The following is a 16,728-nucleotide window of genomic DNA, read 5'->3' on the forward strand; positions in this document are numbered from 1 at the left end:
GTCGGTAGGGGGTCCGATGACCGCAGTGACGGCAGGGACGGCAGAGACCACGGGCGTGCCCGGCGTGTCGGACGCGGCCGTGGCGGCGGAGCAGGCCGCCCACGAGGCCGTGTTCGACGCCGCAGTGGCCGCCGACGAGCGGATCGAGCCGCGCGACTGGATGCCCGAGGCGTACCGCGCCTCGCTCGTCCGGCAGATCGCGCAGCACGCCCACTCAGAGATCATCGGCATGCAGCCGGAGGCGAACTGGATCACCCGCGCGCCCTCGCTGCGGCGCAAGGCGATCCTCATGGCCAAGGTGCAGGACGAGGCCGGCCACGGCCTCTACCTGTACAGCGCGGCCGAGACCCTCGGCACCAGCCGCGACGAACTGCTCGACAAGCTCCACTCGGGCCGCCAGAAGTACTCCTCGATCTTCAACTACCCCACGCTGACCTGGGCAGACGTCGGCGCGATCGGCTGGCTGGTGGACGGCGCCGCGATCACCAACCAGGTCCCCCTCTGCCGCTGCTCGTACGGGCCGTACGCCCGGGCGATGGTCCGCGTCTGCAAGGAGGAGTCCTTCCACCAGCGCCAGGGGTACGAGGCGCTGCTCGCCCTCTCCCATGGCACCGAGGCCCAGCACGCCATGGCGCAGGACGCCGTGGACCGCTGGTGGTGGCCCTCGCTGATGATGTTCGGCCCGCCCGACGACGAGTCGACCCACACGGCCCAGGCGATGGCCTGGAAGATCAAGCGCCACACCAACGACGAGCTGCGCCAGCGCTTCGTCGACATCGCCGTGCCGCAGGCCGAGGCGCTCGGCCTCACCCTCCCCGACCCCGACCTCCGGTGGAACGAGGAGCGCGGGCACTACGACTTCGGGCCGATCGACTGGACCGAGTTCTGGGACGTGCTCAAGGGCAACGGCCCGTGCAACGACCAGCGACTGAGCAGACGGCGCCAGGCCCACGAGGACGGCGCCTGGGTCAGGGAAGCCGCCACGGCCCACGCGGAGAAGCACAAGCACACCGGCAAGCACGGGGAGGCACAGGGATGACGAGCGACGGTTGGCCGCTGTGGGAGGTGTTCGTGCGCTCCCGCCGCGGGCTGTCCCACACCCACGCGGGCAGTCTCCACGCACCCGACGCGGAGATGGCCCTGCGCAACGCCCGCGACCTGTACACCCGCAGGAGCGAGGGCGTGTCGATCTGGGTCGTCCCCTCCACGGAGATCACCGCCTCCTCGCCCGACGAGAAGGACCCGTTCTTCGAGCCGTCGGCGGACAAGCCCTACCGCCACCCGACGTTCTACGAGATCCCGGAGGGGGTGAAGCACCTGTGAGCACCACGGACACCCACGAGAACACCCCGTCCGGCGGAACCGCACCCGCCGAAGCGGCCCTCACCGGAGCGGCGCTCGCCCTCGGTGACGACGCCCTCGTCCTCTCCCACCGCCTGGGGGAGTGGGCAGGCTCCGCCCCCGTCCTGGAGGAGGAGGTCGCCCTGGCCAACATCGCGCTCGACCTCCTCGGCCAGGCCCGCGTCCTGCTCTCCCTCGTCGGCGACGAGGACGAACTGGCCTACCTGCGCGAGGAGCGTTCCTTCCGGAACGTCCAGCTCGTCGAGCAGCCCAACGGCGACTTCGCCCACACCATCGCCCGGCAGCTCTACTTCTCCACCTACCAGCGCCTCCTGTACGCCCGGCTCGCGACCGGCGACGGCCCCTTCGCCGCCCTCGCGGCCAAGGCCGTCAAGGAGGTCACCTACCACCAGGACCACGCCGAGCACTGGACCCTCCGCCTCGGCGACGGCACCGCCGAGAGCCACGAGCGGATGCAGCGGGCCTGCGACGCCCTGTGGCGGTACACCGGTGAAATGTTCCTGCCCGTCGACGGGCTCGACGTGGACCACTCGGCCATGGAGAGCGCCTGGCTGGCCTCCGTCACCGACATCCTCGGCAGGGCCACCCTCACCGTGCCCTCCGGGCCGCGCACCGGCGCCTGGGCCGCGGGCGCCGGCCGGCAGGGCCTCCACACCGAGTCCTTCGGCCGGATGATCGCCGAGATGCAGCACCTGCACCGCAGCCACCCGGGGGCGACATGGTGACCCTGACCGCCCTGGAAGAGGAACTGAGCCGCATCGCCGGCGCCGTCCTCGACCCCGAGCTGCCCGTCCTCACCCTGGCCGAGCTGGGCGTGCTCCGCGGAGTCCACGTCACAGGCCCCGGCCGGGTCGAGGTCTCCCTCACCCCCACGTACACGGGCTGCCCCGCCGTCGAGGCCATGTCCTCGGACATCGAGCGCGCCCTCCACGCGCACGGCGTCCCCGACGTCTCCGTCGTCACCGTCCTCGCACCCGCCTGGTCCACCGACGACATCAGCGAGGAAGGACGGCGCAAGCTCGCCGAGTTCGGCGTCGCACCGCCACGCCCCCAGGGCCCGGCCGACGGCCCCGTGCCGCTGACCCTCGCGATCCGCTGCCCCCACTGCGGCTCCACCGACACCGAACTCCTCAGCCGCTTCTCCTCGACCGCGTGCAAGGCACTGCGCCGCTGCACCGCCTGCCTCGAACCGTTCGACCACTTCAAGGAGCTGTAGATGGAGTCCTCAGGCGTGGGCGACCCGGTCGCCGGACGGGCCGGATTCCACTCCCTCGCGGTGAGCGAGGTCGAGCGGCTCACCGACGACTCCGTGGCCGTCACCTTCGCGGTCCCGCCCGAACTCCACGAGACGTACCGGCACCACCCCGGCCAGCACCTCGCCCTGCGCCGCACGGGCGAGCAGGGCGAGGAGATCCGCCGCACGTACTCGATCTGCGCCCCCGCCTCCCCGGTCGGCGAGGCCCCCGTCCTGCGCGTCGGGATCCGGCTCGTCGACGGCGGCTCCTTCTCGACGTACGCGCTGAAGGAACTGGCCGTCGGCGACCTCGTCGAGGTCATGGAGCCCAGAGGCCGCTTCTCGCTCACCCCGCGCCCCGGCCACTTCGCGGCCGTCGTCGGCGGCAGCGGCATCACCCCGGTCCTGTCCATCGCGGCCACCCTGCTCGCCCGCGAGCCCGAGGCCCGGTTCTGCCTGATCCGGAGCGACCGCACCGCCGCGTCCACGATGTTCCTCGACGAGGTCGCCGACCTCAAGGACCGCTACCCCGACCGCTTCCAGCTGGTCACCGTCCTCTCCCGGGAGGAGCAGCAGGCCGGTCTGCCGTCCGGTCGGCTCGACCGCGAGCGCCTCGCCGGACTGCTGCCCGCGCTGCTGCCGGTCGACACGATCGACGGCTGGTTCCTCTGCGGACCCTTCGGACTCGTCCAGGGCGCCGAGCAGGCGCTGCGCGGACTCGGCGTCGACCGCGGCCGCATCCACCAGGAGATCTTCCACGTCGACGACGGCTCCGCGCCCGCCCCGGTCCCGCCCGCTGACACCCCCGCGCACGCCACCCTGACCGCGACCCTGCACGGCCGCTCCGGCACCTGGCCGGTGGACAGAGGCGAGACGCTCCTCGACACGGTGCTCCGCGCCCGCGCGGACGCGCCGTACGCCTGCAAGGGCGGGGTGTGCGGCACCTGCCGCGCGTTCCTCGTCGGCGGAGAGGTGCGGATGGACCGCAACTTCGCGCTCGAACCGGAGGAGACGGAGGCCGGATACGTCCTGGCCTGTCAGTCCCACCCGGTGACCCCGGACGTGGAGCTGGACTTCGACCGCTGACGAAGACCGGGCGGCGCCGCCCATTCCCTTCCACTAGAACCTGTTCTATGTTGACGGACCGTCAGCATGGGCAGGGGCAGCAACGGGAGGGCAGGGCAGTGGACTTCACCTTCACCGAAGAGCAGCAGGCAGCCGTCGAGGCGGCCAAGGCGGTCTTCTCAGGCGTCGCACCCGACGCCGTACCGAGCCCCGCCCTCACCCCGGGGGCGGTGTCCGAGGACCTCGACCGACCGCTCTGGTCCCGGCTCGCCGCCGCCGACCTGCTCACCCTCACGGTCTCCACCGAGCACGGCGGCGCCGGACTCGACCCCGTCGCCCTCTGCCTCGTCCTCCGCGAATCGGCCCGCGTCCTCGCCCGCGTGCCCCTCCTGGAGACCAGCGCCGTCGCGACGACCGTCGACCGCTACGCCCCCCAGGAGACCGCGGCCGGGATCCTGCCCCGCGTCGGCCGCGGCGAGCTCGTCCTCACCGCCGCCTCCCAGGGACGCACCGGCCACGACCCCGCCGAACTGGCCGTCACCGCGCACCGCGACAACGGGGGCTGGACCCTCGACGGAGTGCAGACCGCCGTCCCCTGGGCGCACGGCGCCGACCTCATCGCCGTACCCGCGCACACCGCCGACGGCGGCACCGTCCTCGCCCTGGTACCCCGTACGCACGAAGGCCTCGCCCTCACCGCGCAGTACTCCACCAACGGCGAACTCCTCGCCGAGCTGCACCTCGACTCCGTACACCTCGACGCCGCCGATGTCATCGACGCCGAGGGCGCCTGGGAGCACCTGCGCGGACTCCTCACCACCGGCACCTGCGCGCTCGCCCTCGGCCTCGGCGAGGCCGTCCTCACCATGACGAGCGAGTACACCGGGAAGCGCGAGCAGTTCGGCCACCCCGTGGCCACCTTCCAGGCCGTCGCCGTCCAGGCCGCCGACCGCTACATCGATCTGCGGGCCATGGAGGCCACCCTCTGGCAGGCCGCCTGGCGGCTCTCCAGCGGCGCCGAAGCGCCGCTGCCGGCCGCCGGCGACATCGCCGTCGCGAAGATCTGGGCCTCGGAAGGGGTACGCCGGGTGGTGCAGACCGCGCAGCACCTGCACGGGGGTTTCGGCGCCGACACCGACTACCCGCTGCACCGCTACCACGCCTGGGCCAAGCACCTGGAACTGTCGCTCGGCCCCGCCGCCGCCCACGAGGAAGCCCTCGGCGACCTCCTGGCCGCCCACCCCCTCGGCTGACGCCGACGAAAGGCCGAGAACCTCAGAGGACGAAGGCCGGGCTGCCGTTCTCCGTCACCATCGGACGCCCGGCACCGTCCCAGGCGAGCATGCCGCCCTCGACGTTCACCGCGTCGAAGCCCTGCTGCACCAGATACTGCGTGACCTGCGCCGACCGGCCGCCCACCCGGCACATCACAAAGGCGCGACCGCGCTCGGCCACGGCCTCCGTCACCTCACCGAAGCGGGCGACGAAGTCGCTCATCGGCACGTGCAGCGCACCCTCGACGTGCCCGGCCGCCCACTCGTCGTCCTCCCTGACGTCCAGCACCAGCGCATCGGCCGGCACGGAAGCCGCGTCCACCGAGGGCAGCGGGGAGAAATTCATGGGACCGGCCTTCTCTCGTCAGTACCGCCCGAAGGAATCCGGGCGCACGGAAAAACCTACTGCACCAGCCCCGCCAGCTCGGTCTCACGCTCGGTGACCTGCGCGAGCAGCTGCTCCGCGATCTCCTCAAGGAGCTGGTCCGGGTCCTCCGGCGCCATCCGCAGCATCGCGCCGATCGCGCTCTCCTCCAGCTCACGCGCCAACGCCGACAGCATGTCCTTGCGCTGCGCCAGCCACTCCAGGCGCGCGTACAGCTCCTCGCTCTCGCTGAGCCGCTCGGCCGGTACGGGACCGGCCTCCCACTCGGCCGACAGCTCCCGGAGCAGTGCCTCGTCGCCGCGGGCGTAGGCGGCGTTGACCCGGGTGATGAACTCCTCGCGGCGCTTGCGCTCGTCCTCCTCGCGTGCGAGGTCGGGGTGGGCCTTGCGGGCCAGCTCCCGGTAGAGCCTGCGGGCCTCCTCGCCGGGACGGACCCGCTTGGGCGGCTGCACCGGGCGGTCGGTCAGCATCGCCGCGGCCTCGGGGGACAGGCCGTCGGAGTCGATCCAGTCGTGGAACAGCTCGTCCACCCCGGGCATCGGCAGGACCGCGGCCCGCGCCTCCTCGGCCCGCCGCAGATCCTCGGGGTCGCCGGTACGCGCCGCCCGGGCCTCCGCGATCCGCGCGTCGAGCTCGTCGAGCCGCGCGTACATCGGACCGAGCTTCTGGTGGTGCAGCCGCGAGAAGTTGTCCACCTCGACACGGAAGGTCTCGACGGCGATCTCGAACTCGATCAACGCCTGCTCGGCCACCCGCACAGCCCGCTCAAGCCGAGCCTCGGGCCGCTCATCACCACCCGCCACACCTTCGGACCGCGACTCCCGAGACTGCTGGTCCCCGGACTGCTGATCCCCGGACTGCGGGTCCCCGGACTGCCCGTCCTGAGGCGGCTCGCCCTCGGAACCCTCGTTCGCACCCTGGTGCACGCTCACGTCCACGCCCGCCTACGTCCTCGTTCCGGCTCGTCCCAACCAGCCTACGGTCCCACCAGGGGGGCCTCCCCCCCCCCTCCCCCTCCCCTCCCCTCCCTCCCCCTCTGTGGGCATCAGCCCCACCCAAGCCATGACGTGGGCGCCGTCGTGGCCACCGGCGCTGGGCGCCGGCCCACCGTCGTGGGCGCCGTCCCGGGCCTCGCGGCCCTCACCAGCCCGGGCGCCGGTCGCCACCGGTGTGGACGGGGGACCCGGCCCCTGGGCTTCGGGTTCGTTCAGACGCCCTGTTCCGCGGGTATGCGGCCTGCTCGGACGGCGGTGAGCAGGGCGGCGTGGTCGGCGGTGGTGCGGTCCGCGTACGAGACGGCGAAGGCGGCCACGGCTTCGTCGAACTCGTCGTTCTTGCCGCAGTAGCCGGCTATCAGGCGTGGGTCGGCGCTGTGGGCGTGGGCGCGGGCGAGCAGGGCCCCGGTCATCCGGCCGTAGTCGTCGACCTCGTCAGTGGTGAGCGTGGCGGGGTCGACGCTGCCCTTGCGGTTGCGGAACTGGCGCACCTGGAAGGGGCGCCCCTCGACCGTGGTCCAACCGAGCAGAATGTCGCTGACAACCTGCATTCGCTTCTGCCCGAGGACCACGCGCCGCCCTTCGTGGCCGGGCTCCGGCACGGTGAAGCCCGCGGTCGGCAGGTGGGGCAGCAGGGCGGACGGTCTGGCCTCCTTCACCTGGAGCACCAGCGGCTCGCCACGGTGGTCCAGGAGCAGCACGACGTAGGAACGGGTACCGACGCTGCCGGTGCCGACGACCCGGAAGGCCACGTCGTGGACGGCGTACCGGGCGAGGAGCGGCAGCCGGTCCTCCGACACGGTCTCCAGGTACTCGCCGAGGGAGACGGCGACGGCCGCCGCCTCCGCGTCGGGGACCCTGCGCAGCACCGGGGGAGCGTCCACGAATCTGCGGCCGCCGCCGTCGGCGTCGGTCACCGCTTCGGTCGAGCGGGCGGCGAACCGTGCGCTGGTGTTGTTGCGGGCCTTGGCGGAGACCCGTTCCAGGGTGCCGATGAGGTCACGCGCGTCGGTGTGCGAGACGAGTTCCTCGTCGGGTATCGCGTTCCAGGCGTCGAGCGCGGGGAGCCGGGCGAGCAGTCGCATGGTGCGCCGGTAGGCGCCGACGGTGTCGAACGCGGCGGCCCGGCACACCTCCTCGCTCGCCCCGACCTCCCGGCCCGCGAGGACGAGGGAGGTGGCCAGCCGCTTGAGATCCCATTCCCAGGGGCCGACGATCGTCTCGTCGAAGTCGTTGAGGTCCATGACGAGCCGGCCGCGGGCGTCCCCGTAGAGGCCGAAGTTCGCCGCGTGGGCGTCGCCGCACAGCTGGGCCGAGATCCCGGTGACGGGGGTGCCGGCAAGGTCCTGGGCCATCAGGCCAGCGGATCCGCGCAGGAAGGCGAAGGGGCTGGCGGCCATCCGGCCGACCCTGATCGGTGCCAGCTCGGGGACCCGGCCCCGGTTCGACTCCTCCACGGCCCGCACGGCGTCCGGGCGGTCGGCGGCGAGGGCCGGGCGACGGTGCTCGGAGCGCGGGACCCGCTCGCGCAGTTCCTTGCCCCGCACCCTCGGAGGGGCACCCGCGGACCCGTTCCCGTCAGGAGAGATTCCGGCGGGGGAGATTCCGGCGGGGAAGGTTCCGGCGGGGAAGGTTCCGGCGGCGCGGCGCGCGAAGCCCGGTACGTGCGGCACCCGTCCGCCGTCCGGCCCTCCGTCCGTACCGCGCTGTCCCGGCACCACGGCCTGGATCTCGTCCATGGCACGTCCTCCCCCGATGCGAATTCCAACATCATCCGGCTCCGACGGTACCGCCGGAGCCGAGAGGCCGTCTCCCCCTGTGGACAACCTCCACCGGGCCCTGTGGACAACTCCCGGAGAGACGTCCTCAGACCGCCACCGCCTCCTCCATCTCCTCCTCGACCTCGGCCTTCGCCCGCGCCGATGTCGATGCCGTTGCTGTTGCTGTTGCTGTTGCTGTTGCCTCAGCCTTGCCCTGGACCTGTCCCGTCGCCTGTCCCGGCACCTGTCCCCTCGCCTTCGCCCGCCTGGACTCCGTGAGTCCGGCGGCGACGACCAGGGCGACACCCGCGAGGAACCAGAAGGCGAGGACCAGGACATGGCCGCCTACGGCGTGCCCGTCGAAGTACACATGGCCGCGTACGCCCTCGACGTAGCCCGCGCCGTTCCAGAAGGAGTGCAGCGCACCGAAGAAGCCGGGCTGGAGTTCCGGCCGGTAGATGCCGCCGGAACTCGTGAAGTTGAGCATCACGAAGAGCACCATCACGCCGAGCGTGGTCCAGCGGCGCAGGAAGGTGTGGAGGCCGACTCCGACGAACAGGATGCCCGCCGCGTACAGCCAGGACATCGCCCACACCCCGCCGATCCCCTGGTCGACCAGATGGAACACCGGCCCGGCGAACGCCGTGCCGATCAGGCTGACGACGAGCGACGTGACGGCCTTCGCCCGCCGCGCCCGCGCGGCGGCGGCCCGGGTCCACCCCGAACTCCCGCTGGTCTCCTACACCCTGCTCGTCCACATCGAGGCGCAGCGCGGCTGCCGCGCCACCGATCTCGCCGCGCACTACCTGCTGGACAAGTCGACGGTCAGCCGCCAGGTCGCCGGTCTGGAGAAGCTAGGCCTGGTCGAGCGCCGGCCCGCGCCCGACGACCACCGGGTGCACGTCCTGCACCCCACCGAGGCGGGCACCGCCGCCCTCGCCACGGCCCAGACGAGCCGCCTCGCGGCCTACCAGGAGCGTCTGAAGGACTGGTCGGCCGACGACCTCGCCCGCTTCGCCGCGTACCTCCTCCGCTACAACACGGACAACACAGCGGGCACGGCGGGCACGGCAGGCACGCGGCGGAACCCGCCGGGCGCGGGCGGCGCTCCGGGCCCCGCCCCCCGCTGACCCCCCGGCGGCGCCGGGGCAGCCCCCGCCCCTACAGCCCCGCGTCCCTCGCGAGCAGTGCCGCCTGCACCCTGTTCTCGCAGTCCAGCTTGGCCAGGATCCGGCTCACATACGTCTTCACCGTGGCCTCGCTCATGTGCAGCCGTCTTCCCGCGTCCGCGTTGGACAGGCCCTCCCCCAGCAGCGCCAGCACATCGCGCTCCTTCTCGCTGAGGCCCGCCACCCGCCCGCGGGCCGCCTCCGCGCGGGCCGCCTCCCGGCCCGAGGCCAGCCGCTCCACCACGTGCCGGGTCGCCGCGGGCGACAGATACGCGTCCCCCGCCGCGGCCGCCCGCACCGCCCGGATCAGCTCCGCCGGTGCCGTGTCCTTGAGCAGGAACCCCGCCCCGCCGTGCTCCAGCGCCCGCAGGACGTTCTCCCGCTCACCGAACGTCGTCAGGATGATCACCCGGGCCGCCGGGGCCGCCCTGCGCAGCTCCGGCAGCGCGGAGAGGCCGTCCAGCACCGGCATCTGGATGTCCAGCAGCACCACGTCCGCCGCGTGCGCGCGGGCCGCCTCGACCGCCTCCCGCCCGTCGGCCGCCTCGCCGACCACCGCGATCTCCTGGTCCGAGTTGAGGATCATCCTGATCCCCGCCCTGATCAGAGGCTCGTCGTCGGCGATCACGACCCTGATGGGCTGCCCTGCCACAGCTGTTCCCCCACGCTCCGGTACGAGCCGCCGGGCGCTATCGCGCCTCGATCTCGTACGCCTTCTTCTCGATCAGCTTGCCGTCCTTGAAGCAGAACCGGAAGACGGGCTCCTTGTTCATGTCCTCGCTGAACTCCGTGGACATCAGCACCAGGCATTCCGCCCCCGCCGGCCGCGCCGGTCCCTTGCCGCTGAGGCCCGCCGTGGCGATGGTGTCACCCGAGGGAAGCAGATCGCGAACCTCCTTCTCCGCCATCCCGACGTCCACCGCGTCGTACTGCTCGGGCTCGATCATCCCCTTCTCCACCGAACCCATCAGGAAGAAGAGGCCGAAGCCCGCCGCGACCACGAGCAGGACGAGCGCCGCGAACGCGATCCCACACCCCAGGGCGACCGAACCGCCCGTGCTCCTGCCCCTGCCCCCACGCACCGCCATAGCGAGCTCCCGCTCCGTGAACGTCCAGTCGGTCGGTCCGACCACGACCGGACGACCATCGCCCACCAGCGGCTTCGTGGACTGCTGCCGGAAGTCGTCGGCCGCATCGACCAAAGGTGCCGCCTCAGCGACGGGCGCCGCCCCGTACGGCAGCATCCCGGCGACCCGGAACCCACCGCCGTCGGCCGGGCCCGCGTGGCACATGCCGCCCACCAGGCGGGCCCGCTCGGCGAGGCCGGTCAGTCCCTGACCACCGCTCACCACGTCCTTCGACGGGCCTTCCGTGGGCTGCTCGTTGACGACCTCCACGACGAAGGTGTCCGGTTCGTAGCGCAGTTCGACGCCGATCGGTGTCCCCGGCGCGTACTTGTAGGCGTTGGTCAGGGCCTCCTGCACGATCCGGTACGCGGCGTGGTCGGCAGCCGGCGCCAACGGCCGCTCCGCCCCCGACCGCCGGAGCCCCACCGCGGTGCCGGCCGCCCGCGCCGACTCCACGAGCCCTTCGATGCCCGCGATGCCCCGTGCGGCCCGGCCCGTCTCGTCCCCGGCCCGCGCGGGACCCCCGGCCCCCGCCGGTCCTTCGGCGGCCTCGACGCCGTCCCGGAGTATCCCGACGACCTCCCGCAGCTCGTGCATCGCCGTCACCGACGCGTTCCGCAGGACGCCCACCACCTCGCGCTGCCGCTCGCTCAGCTCACGGTCCACCTCAAGGGCGCCCGTGTGCACGGCTATCAGGGCCAGCTGGTGCCCGAGGCTGTCGTGCATGTCCTGGGCGATGCGCTGCCGCTCCCTCAGCCGCGCCTGCCAGACCACCATGGTCCGCTCCCGCATCAGTTGCGCGTTGCGCTCCTGGAGCGCGTGCAGCAGGGTCCGCCGCTGGGTCCAGTACCGGTGAGCGAGCCCCGGGGCCAGGGTGGTGCCCAGGTAGTAGAGGGTCGCCATGACCGAGACGGTGAGCATCCGCTGCGGTTCCCAGACGCCCAGGAGCGTCCCTCCGACGTTCAGGACGAAGGCGGCGATGAACGCGGTGAGCGCCCGCCCGACGCCCGCGATGTACCGCCCCGACGACCAGCCGACCACGAGCAGCAGCGGTCCGAAGCCGGACAGGAAGGGCGCGAGCCCGGCGGTCAGGACGAGCACGCTCGCGGGCAGTCTGCGCCGCGCCAGGGACAGCACGGCGGAGCCGGCGGCGATCCCGGCAAGACGCCAGCCCTCGCCGCCGAGGAGGTCCTCGGTCCCGGCGCCGAGCAGCGCGAGGACGGAGGCGAGCGCCAGCTCACCCGTGGTCCTGCGCCCCGACCACTGCCCCGGCACGGCGAACCAGGTCCACGCCGCGACGACCGCGTCCCTCATCACGGCGACCCGCCCCCGGGCCCCGGGCCCACGCCCACGCCCGACCCCGAGCCCACGGCTCTCCGGCCCCGGCTCCGGCCTCGGCTCCGGCCCCGGCTCCAGCCCCGGACCCGGCTTCGTCTTCGATCCCGACTTCGACATAACGTCCACGCTCGCACCCTAGGCATCCGCCCCACCGCCCGGCTTCCCCCTTTCGTCGCGCCCCGCAGCGACAGAAGTCGCAGCGGAGAGGCACCCCCGGCAGCCGAAGGCGCTGGCGGGCCGTCCGCCCCGACAGGCATGATGGGCACATCAGTTCCACACGTCCCGAAGCGATCGGACGCTGCACGGCGGAACGACATCGGGGCGCCCTGGAGGTCAGAACGTGTCACGCCAGCTGCTCACCGTCGCCCAGGACGGGACGGGCGACTGCCGCACCATCGCCGAGGCCCTCCGGGTGGCCCGTACCGGAGCCGTCATCAGCGTCGCTCCCGGGCGTTACGAGGAGAGCCTTACCCTCGCGACCTCCCTGACGCTGACCACCACGGAGGGCCGGGGCACCGTGGAGCTCGCGCCCCGGCGCGGCTCCGCGCTGACCCTGGCCTGCGACTCCGCCATGGTGAACTCCCTGGTGCTGCGCGGCCACGACGAGGAACTCCCGGTGGTCGACGTACCGCGCGGGCAGCTCCTGCTCGACCGGTGCGACGTGTACGGGTCTTCCTGGGCCGCGCTGTTCGCCCGCGGTTCGGGTTCGCTCGCGGTGCGGCAGTGCCGGGTCGAGAACCCGAAGGGCGCCGGAGTGGTGACCACTTCGGCGACCGAGAGCCTGCTCGAGGAGTGCGTCGTCGAGCACCTCGGCACCTCCGCCGTCGTCGCCGGCGAGCAGGGCCGGGTGTCGGTGCGCTCGGGCCGGCTCCGTGACGCCCGGGGCAACGGCGTCCTGGCCAACGGGCGCGCGGACGTGCGCGTGGAGGAGTGCGAGATCTCGGCCACCGACAAGCCGGGGGTCGCCGCCGAGGAGGAGAGCAGCGTCACCGTGACGCGTTCGACGGTGGCGGACTCCGTGGTGGGCGTCTTCGTGAACACCACGGGCACGACCCTGCTGGAGGACGTGACCGTAAGGAACACCACCGGGCACGGCTTCGTCGTCGGTTCCGGTTCCGCGCCCACCCTGCGCCGCTGCCGTACGGACCGGACCGCGGGGCACGGGCTGCTGGTGACGGAGCGGAGCCGCGGCCTGTTCGAGGAGTGCGTGTTCGGCTCCGCCCGGGACGCGGCGATCCGGGTGACCGACTTCTCGTCCCCGGTGCTCACCGGGACCACTGTCCGCGACCCGGAGCGGATCGGGGTGCTCCTGGAGGAGAACTCCGTCGCGGAGGTCGACCGCCTGGAGGTGAGCGGCAGCGGCGGCAGCGGGGTACTGGTCCGGGCGAGCGCGAATCCGCTGCTGCGCCGCGTCACCGTGACACGTTCGGCGGGGCACGGGGTGGAGGTCGTCGCGGACGGCCGCGGCCGTCTCGAGGAGTGCCGGGTCGAGGAGTGCGAGGGCGCGGGTCTGCATGTGTCGGGGCACGCGAGCCTGTACGTCGGCCAGGGCCGGGTGCGGGCCGCGAAGGGCTCCGGTGTGGTGGTGGGCGCGCTCGGCGCGGTGACCCTCCGCGACACCGAGGTGAGCGAGTGCCCGGCCGTGGGTCTGCGGGTCGAGGAGCAGGGTGATCTGACGGCGGCCCGGTCGCGGGTGTGGGACTCGGGCGAGTACGGGGTGCTGGTCGCGGCGGGCGCGAGGGCCTCGCTCAACTCCTGTGAGGTGACCGGGTCCGGAGCCGACGGGGTGCGGGTGGAGGGCCCCGATCCGGTGTCGGTGATCGGCTGTGTCGTACGCGACAACAAGGGCAGCGGGCTGCGTCAGGCGGTGGCCGGGGACCGGCTCGCGGTGGAGCAGCTGACGAGCGTCGACAACGGCGCGCCGGACGCCTGGGGCAGTGTCGCCGACGCGGAGGCGGCGGGCGACGGGCGGCTTCCCGGCGGGGCGGTCGTGGCGGGCGGCGGCGAGGACGGGGAGGGCGGCGCGGTCGCCGAGCTCCAGTCGCTGATCGGCCTCGACGACGTCAAGGAACAGGTCCTGACGCTGATCAACCTGAACCGGATGGCGCAGCGCAGGGCCGGTCTGGGGATGCCCGCGCCGCCGATGAGCCGGCACCTGGTCTTCGCGGGCCCGCCGGGTACCGGCAAGACGACGGTGGCCCGGCTGTACGGGTCGATCCTGGCGTCGCTCGGTGTGCTGCGCTCGGGTCATCTGGTGGAGGTGTCGCGGGCGGATCTGGTCGCGCAGATCGTCGGCGGTACGGCGATCAAGACGACGGAGACGTTCAAGAAGGCGCTCGGCGGGGTGCTGTTCGTCGACGAGGCGTACACGCTGCTGTCCGACTCGGCCGGTTCGGGCGCGGACTTCGGCCGTGAGGCGATCGACACGCTGGTGAAGCTGATGGAGGACCACCGCGAGGACGTCGTGGTGGTGGCGGCCGGATATCCGAAGGAGATGACGGACTTCCTGGCCTCCAACCCCGGTCTGGCCTCGCGTTTCACCCGCAGTGTGGAGTTCTCCGACTACACGTCGGGGGAGCTGGTCACGATCGTGGAGCGGATGTGTTCCGCGCACCGCTACGAGCTGGACGGCGAGGCCCGTTCGACGCTGCACACCCACTTCGAGCGGATGCCGCGCGACGCCGGGTTCGGCAACGGCCGTACAGCGCGGAAGGTCTTCGAGGAGATGGTGGACCGGCAGGCGTCCCGGCTCGCCGCGCGCGGGGACGTCGACGAGCGCGATCTGACGCTGCTGACCGCCGAGGACGTGGGTCTTCCGCCGGCCCCGGCGGCGTCCGGCGACGACCAGGACCCGCTGCTGCGGCTGGACGCGCTGACCGGTCTGACGGCGGTCAAGCGCGAGGTGAGCGACCTCGTCAACCTGCTCGCGACGGCCCGCCGCCGGGCCGCGGCGGGGCTTCCCGCGCCGCGCATCAGCAACCACCTGGTCTTCGCCGGTCCGCCCGGCACCGGAAAGACCACGGTGGCCCGGCTGTACGGCGAGCTCCTCGCGTCCCTCGGGGTGCTGCCGCGCGGCCAGCTCGTCGAGGTGGCGAGGGCGGATCTCGTCGGGCGGTACGTGGGGCACACGGCGCAGCTGACCAAGGAGGTCTTCCAGCGGGCGCTCGGCGGGGTGCTGTTCGTCGACGAGGCGTACACGCTGACGCCCGGCGGCGGTGCCTCCTCCGACTTCGGCCAGGAGGCGGTGGACACGCTCCTGAAGCTGATGGAGGACCACCGCGACGAGGTGGTGGTGATCGTCGCCGGTTACACGGAGGAGATGGACCGTTTCCTCAACTCCAACCCCGGTCTGGCCTCCCGTTTCACCCGGCATGTCGAGTTCCCGAACTACTCCTCGGACGAACTGGTCACCATCGTCCGCCGGCACGCGGTCGACAACGGGTACGAGTGCGCTCCCGGTACGGCGTCCGAGCTGCGGGACCACTTCGAGGCGATCCCGCGCGGCCGTACCTTCGGCAACGCCCGTCTGGCCCGCCAGACCCTTGAGGCGATGATGACCCGGCAGGCCCGCCGGCTCAGCTCGGTGGCGTCGCCGAGCCTGGACGACCTGCGGCTGCTGCTGCCGCAGGACCTCAGGGAACCCTGACCGGGGTGGCTCCGCCCCGGGGAAACCCGACCAGGGAACCCTGCCCCGGGGCCGGTTGGCCTCAGGGGTACGCGCGGTCGCCCGCGCCCCCGTCGTACGCAACCAGTCCCACCCCTTGGGGGTGGCCCGAACCGAGGACCGAGGACGTCCATGCGTCGCCGTACGAGTCTGCGCACCGGCCTGCTCCTGTGCACCGCCCTCCTCGCCGCCGGTCCGGCTCCCCTCGCTTCGGCGGCCGGCGGTGACGGTGGTGGCACCGCGCTCCCCGGCGTGCCCGAGCGGCTCGCCCCGGACCAGGCCTGCACGAAGGTACGGGGCACGGTCACGGCGGCGGCCCCCTGGACGCGCGACCTGCTGGGCCTCGACCAGGTCTGGCGTCTGTCCCGGGGGCGCGGGGTGACGGTGGCGGTCGTCGGCACGGGTGTGAGCGACGACGCGGCCGTGCTGCGGGGCCGGGTCGAGGCGCTGGGCGCGGCCGGGAAGGACTGTGTGGGCCGGGGGACGTTCCAGGCCGGGCTGGCGGCCGGGGCGGCCCTTCCCGGTCAGGGTTTCTCGGGGGTGGCCCCGGAGGCCCGCGTCCTGGCCGTACGGGGTACCGGTGAGCGCGGTGAACCCGACCCCGCCCGGCTGGCCGCCGGAATTCGGGAGGCGGCGAAGGCCGGGGCGGATGTCATCACGGTGACGGCGCCCCTGGACGGCTCCGACCGGCGGGTGCGCGAGGCGATGGCCGCCGTACGCGCGTATGACGCCCTGGTGGTCGTACCCGCGGCGGCGGACAGCGTCCCGCGGGGCTCGTCGTCCGCCCCGCCGCCCGCGCCGGTGGCCCCGGCCGACGCCCTCGCGGTGCTCGACACCGGGCCGCAGGGCACGCGTCCGGCGGCCGCGCCGCCGTTCCGGCACGCCGATCTCTCCGCCCCCGGCGGCGCCCTGATGGGCCCGGGGCCGGTGGGCGACGGCAAGTGGACGGCCTCGGGGTCGTCCCTGGCCGCCGCGGTCACCGCGGGCACGGCGGCGCTGGTCAGGGCGTACCACCCCGAGCTGAACGCCGCCGAGGTACGCGTACGGCTGCTCAAGGGCGCGTATCCGGGCGACCTGCCCGCGCTCGACCCGTACGGGGCCGTCTCGGGGGTCTCCGCCGGAGCCCACCCGTCGGGGACGGACGGGGCGGCGGGAGCGGCCGGGCGCCCGGAGCCGGTCCGGCTGCCGGAGCCGCCGGAGACGGCGGGCGCCCGTTCCACCGCCTATCTGGTGACGGGGGTGGCGGCGGGAACGATCCTGCTCGTGGCCTTCCTCGCGGTCGTCCTGCCCAAGGGCCGCCGGCGCCGCTGGCAGCCGGGCCGCCTGGACGCCGAGGGCCGCCCGGCCGAGTGAGA

15 protein-coding genes are annotated in these 16,728 nt (G+C 73.3%); 9 read left to right on the forward strand and 6 right to left on the reverse strand.

The genetic code is table 11. The annotated features are described in order from the left end of the window. Window positions 1–16 precede the first annotated feature (16 nt). The 6 genes from paaA to V4Y03_RS16425 all read left to right on the forward strand — a co-directional run bounded on the left by paaA (window position 17) and on the right by V4Y03_RS16425 (window position 4,914). Window positions 17–1,039 (forward strand): 1,2-phenylacetyl-CoA epoxidase subunit PaaA, encoded by a 1,023-nt coding sequence (gene paaA / locus V4Y03_RS16400; RefSeq protein ID WP_317876000.1) that lies wholly within the window; start codon window positions 17–19, stop codon window positions 1,037–1,039. Then, entirely contained in the window at window positions 1,036–1,323 is a 288-nt protein-coding gene (gene paaB / locus V4Y03_RS16405) for a 1,2-phenylacetyl-CoA epoxidase subunit PaaB (protein WP_024760355.1), read from the forward strand. The genes paaA and paaB overlap by 4 nt, the downstream gene beginning before the upstream one ends. Further along, a complete protein-coding gene (paaC, locus tag V4Y03_RS16410) occupies window positions 1,320–2,087 on the forward strand; it encodes a 1,2-phenylacetyl-CoA epoxidase subunit PaaC (RefSeq protein WP_317875999.1) in 768 nt (255 codons plus the stop codon). Before paaB ends, paaC begins: the two co-directional genes overlap by 4 nt. After that, complete coding sequence (paaD, locus tag V4Y03_RS16415) at window positions 2,081–2,578, forward strand: 1,2-phenylacetyl-CoA epoxidase subunit PaaD (protein ID WP_317875998.1); 498 nt, start codon at window positions 2,081–2,083, stop codon at window positions 2,576–2,578. Before paaC ends, paaD begins: the two co-directional genes overlap by 7 nt. After that, complete coding sequence (locus V4Y03_RS16420) at window positions 2,579–3,682, forward strand: 2Fe-2S iron-sulfur cluster-binding protein (protein ID WP_332435407.1); 1,104 nt, start codon at window positions 2,579–2,581, stop codon at window positions 3,680–3,682. Between the two features lie 98 nt (window positions 3,683–3,780). Beyond that, the gene (locus V4Y03_RS16425; RefSeq protein ID WP_332435408.1) at window positions 3,781–4,914 is read left to right on the forward strand and encodes an acyl-CoA dehydrogenase family protein; all 1,134 of its coding nucleotides are present in this window, start codon (window positions 3,781–3,783) and stop codon (window positions 4,912–4,914) included. Window positions 4,915–4,936: 22 nt separating this feature from the next. Here the strand turns inward: V4Y03_RS16425 and V4Y03_RS16430 are convergent, their stop codons facing one another. The 4 genes from V4Y03_RS16430 to V4Y03_RS16445 all read right to left on the reverse strand — a co-directional run bounded on the left by V4Y03_RS16430 (window position 4,937) and on the right by V4Y03_RS16445 (window position 8,661). Further along, complete coding sequence (locus V4Y03_RS16430; protein WP_317875996.1) at window positions 4,937–5,281, reverse strand: rhodanese-like domain-containing protein; 345 nt, start codon at window positions 5,279–5,281, stop codon at window positions 4,937–4,939. A 56-nt stretch (window positions 5,282–5,337) separates the two neighbouring features. After that, on the reverse strand, window positions 5,338–6,123 hold the full coding sequence (locus V4Y03_RS16435; RefSeq protein ID WP_332437197.1) for a hypothetical protein: 786 nt from the start codon (window positions 6,121–6,123) through the stop codon (window positions 5,338–5,340). Between the two features lie 404 nt (window positions 6,124–6,527). Further along, complete coding sequence (locus V4Y03_RS16440; protein ID WP_332435409.1) at window positions 6,528–8,054, reverse strand: DUF2252 domain-containing protein; 1,527 nt, start codon at window positions 8,052–8,054, stop codon at window positions 6,528–6,530. Window positions 8,055–8,181: 127 nt separating this feature from the next. After that, window positions 8,182–8,661 (reverse strand): hypothetical protein, encoded by a 480-nt coding sequence (locus V4Y03_RS16445; protein WP_443079794.1) that lies wholly within the window; start codon window positions 8,659–8,661, stop codon window positions 8,182–8,184. On the opposite strand from V4Y03_RS16445, the gene V4Y03_RS16450 reads away from it, so the two are divergent. Next, entirely contained in the window at window positions 8,636–9,205 is a 570-nt protein-coding gene (locus tag V4Y03_RS16450) for a MarR family winged helix-turn-helix transcriptional regulator (RefSeq protein ID WP_332435410.1), read from the forward strand. The two genes, V4Y03_RS16445 and V4Y03_RS16450, sit on opposite strands and share 26 nt — an antisense overlap. Before the next feature lie 31 nt (window positions 9,206–9,236). Here the strand turns inward: V4Y03_RS16450 and V4Y03_RS16455 are convergent, their stop codons facing one another. Beyond that, window positions 9,237–9,896: a response regulator transcription factor gene (locus V4Y03_RS16455; RefSeq protein WP_317879057.1), complete on the reverse strand. Its 660-nt coding sequence runs from the start codon at window positions 9,894–9,896 to the stop codon at window positions 9,237–9,239. Between the two features lie 37 nt (window positions 9,897–9,933). Beyond that, window positions 9,934–11,685 carry a sensor histidine kinase gene (locus tag V4Y03_RS16460; protein ID WP_332435411.1) on the reverse strand — a complete coding sequence of 584 codons (1,752 nt, stop codon included), beginning with the start codon at window positions 11,683–11,685 and terminating at the stop codon, window positions 9,934–9,936. Window positions 11,686–12,049: 364 nt separating this feature from the next. Here V4Y03_RS16460 and V4Y03_RS16465 point away from each other — a divergent pair, with 364 nt between their 5' ends. Further along, window positions 12,050–15,355, forward strand: coding sequence for a right-handed parallel beta-helix repeat-containing protein (locus tag V4Y03_RS16465; RefSeq protein WP_332435412.1), 3,306 nt, complete (start codon window positions 12,050–12,052; stop codon window positions 15,353–15,355). 150 nt (window positions 15,356–15,505) lie between these two features. After that, window positions 15,506–16,726: a S8 family serine peptidase gene (locus tag V4Y03_RS16470; RefSeq protein WP_332435413.1), complete on the forward strand. Its 1,221-nt coding sequence runs from the start codon at window positions 15,506–15,508 to the stop codon at window positions 16,724–16,726. The last annotated feature ends 2 nt before the right edge of the window (window positions 16,727–16,728 follow it).

It is taken from the genome of Streptomyces sp. P9-A4, from assembly GCF_036634195.1.
GTDB lineage: Bacteria > Actinomycetota > Actinomycetes > Streptomycetales > Streptomycetaceae > Streptomyces.

What these genes read in the sequence shown, in the direction of transcription:
- V4Y03_RS16460 (WP_332435411.1), bottom strand. Translation starts at nt 11,685, where the DNA reads ATGAGGGACGCGGTCGTCGCGGCGTGGACCTGGTTCGCCGTGCCGGGG.
- V4Y03_RS16445 (WP_443079794.1), bottom strand. Translation starts at nt 8,661, where the DNA reads ATGTCCTGGCTGTACGCGGCGGGCATCCTGTTCGTCGGAGTCGGCCTC.
- V4Y03_RS16420 (WP_332435407.1), top strand. Translation starts at nt 2,579, where the DNA reads ATGGAGTCCTCAGGCGTGGGCGACCCGGTCGCCGGACGGGCCGGATTC.
- V4Y03_RS16430 (WP_317875996.1), bottom strand. Translation starts at nt 5,281, where the DNA reads ATGAATTTCTCCCCGCTGCCCTCGGTGGACGCGGCTTCCGTGCCGGCC.
- V4Y03_RS16470 (WP_332435413.1), top strand. Translation starts at nt 15,506, where the DNA reads ATGCGTCGCCGTACGAGTCTGCGCACCGGCCTGCTCCTGTGCACCGCC.
- paaB (WP_024760355.1), top strand. Translation starts at nt 1,036, where the DNA reads ATGACGAGCGACGGTTGGCCGCTGTGGGAGGTGTTCGTGCGCTCCCGC.
- paaA (WP_317876000.1), top strand. Translation starts at nt 17, where the DNA reads ATGACCGCAGTGACGGCAGGGACGGCAGAGACCACGGGCGTGCCCGGC.
- V4Y03_RS16450 (WP_332435410.1), top strand. Translation starts at nt 8,636, where the DNA reads ATGCCCGCCGCGTACAGCCAGGACATCGCCCACACCCCGCCGATCCCC.
- paaD (WP_317875998.1), top strand. Translation starts at nt 2,081, where the DNA reads ATGGTGACCCTGACCGCCCTGGAAGAGGAACTGAGCCGCATCGCCGGC.
- V4Y03_RS16440 (WP_332435409.1), bottom strand. Translation starts at nt 8,054, where the DNA reads ATGGACGAGATCCAGGCCGTGGTGCCGGGACAGCGCGGTACGGACGGA.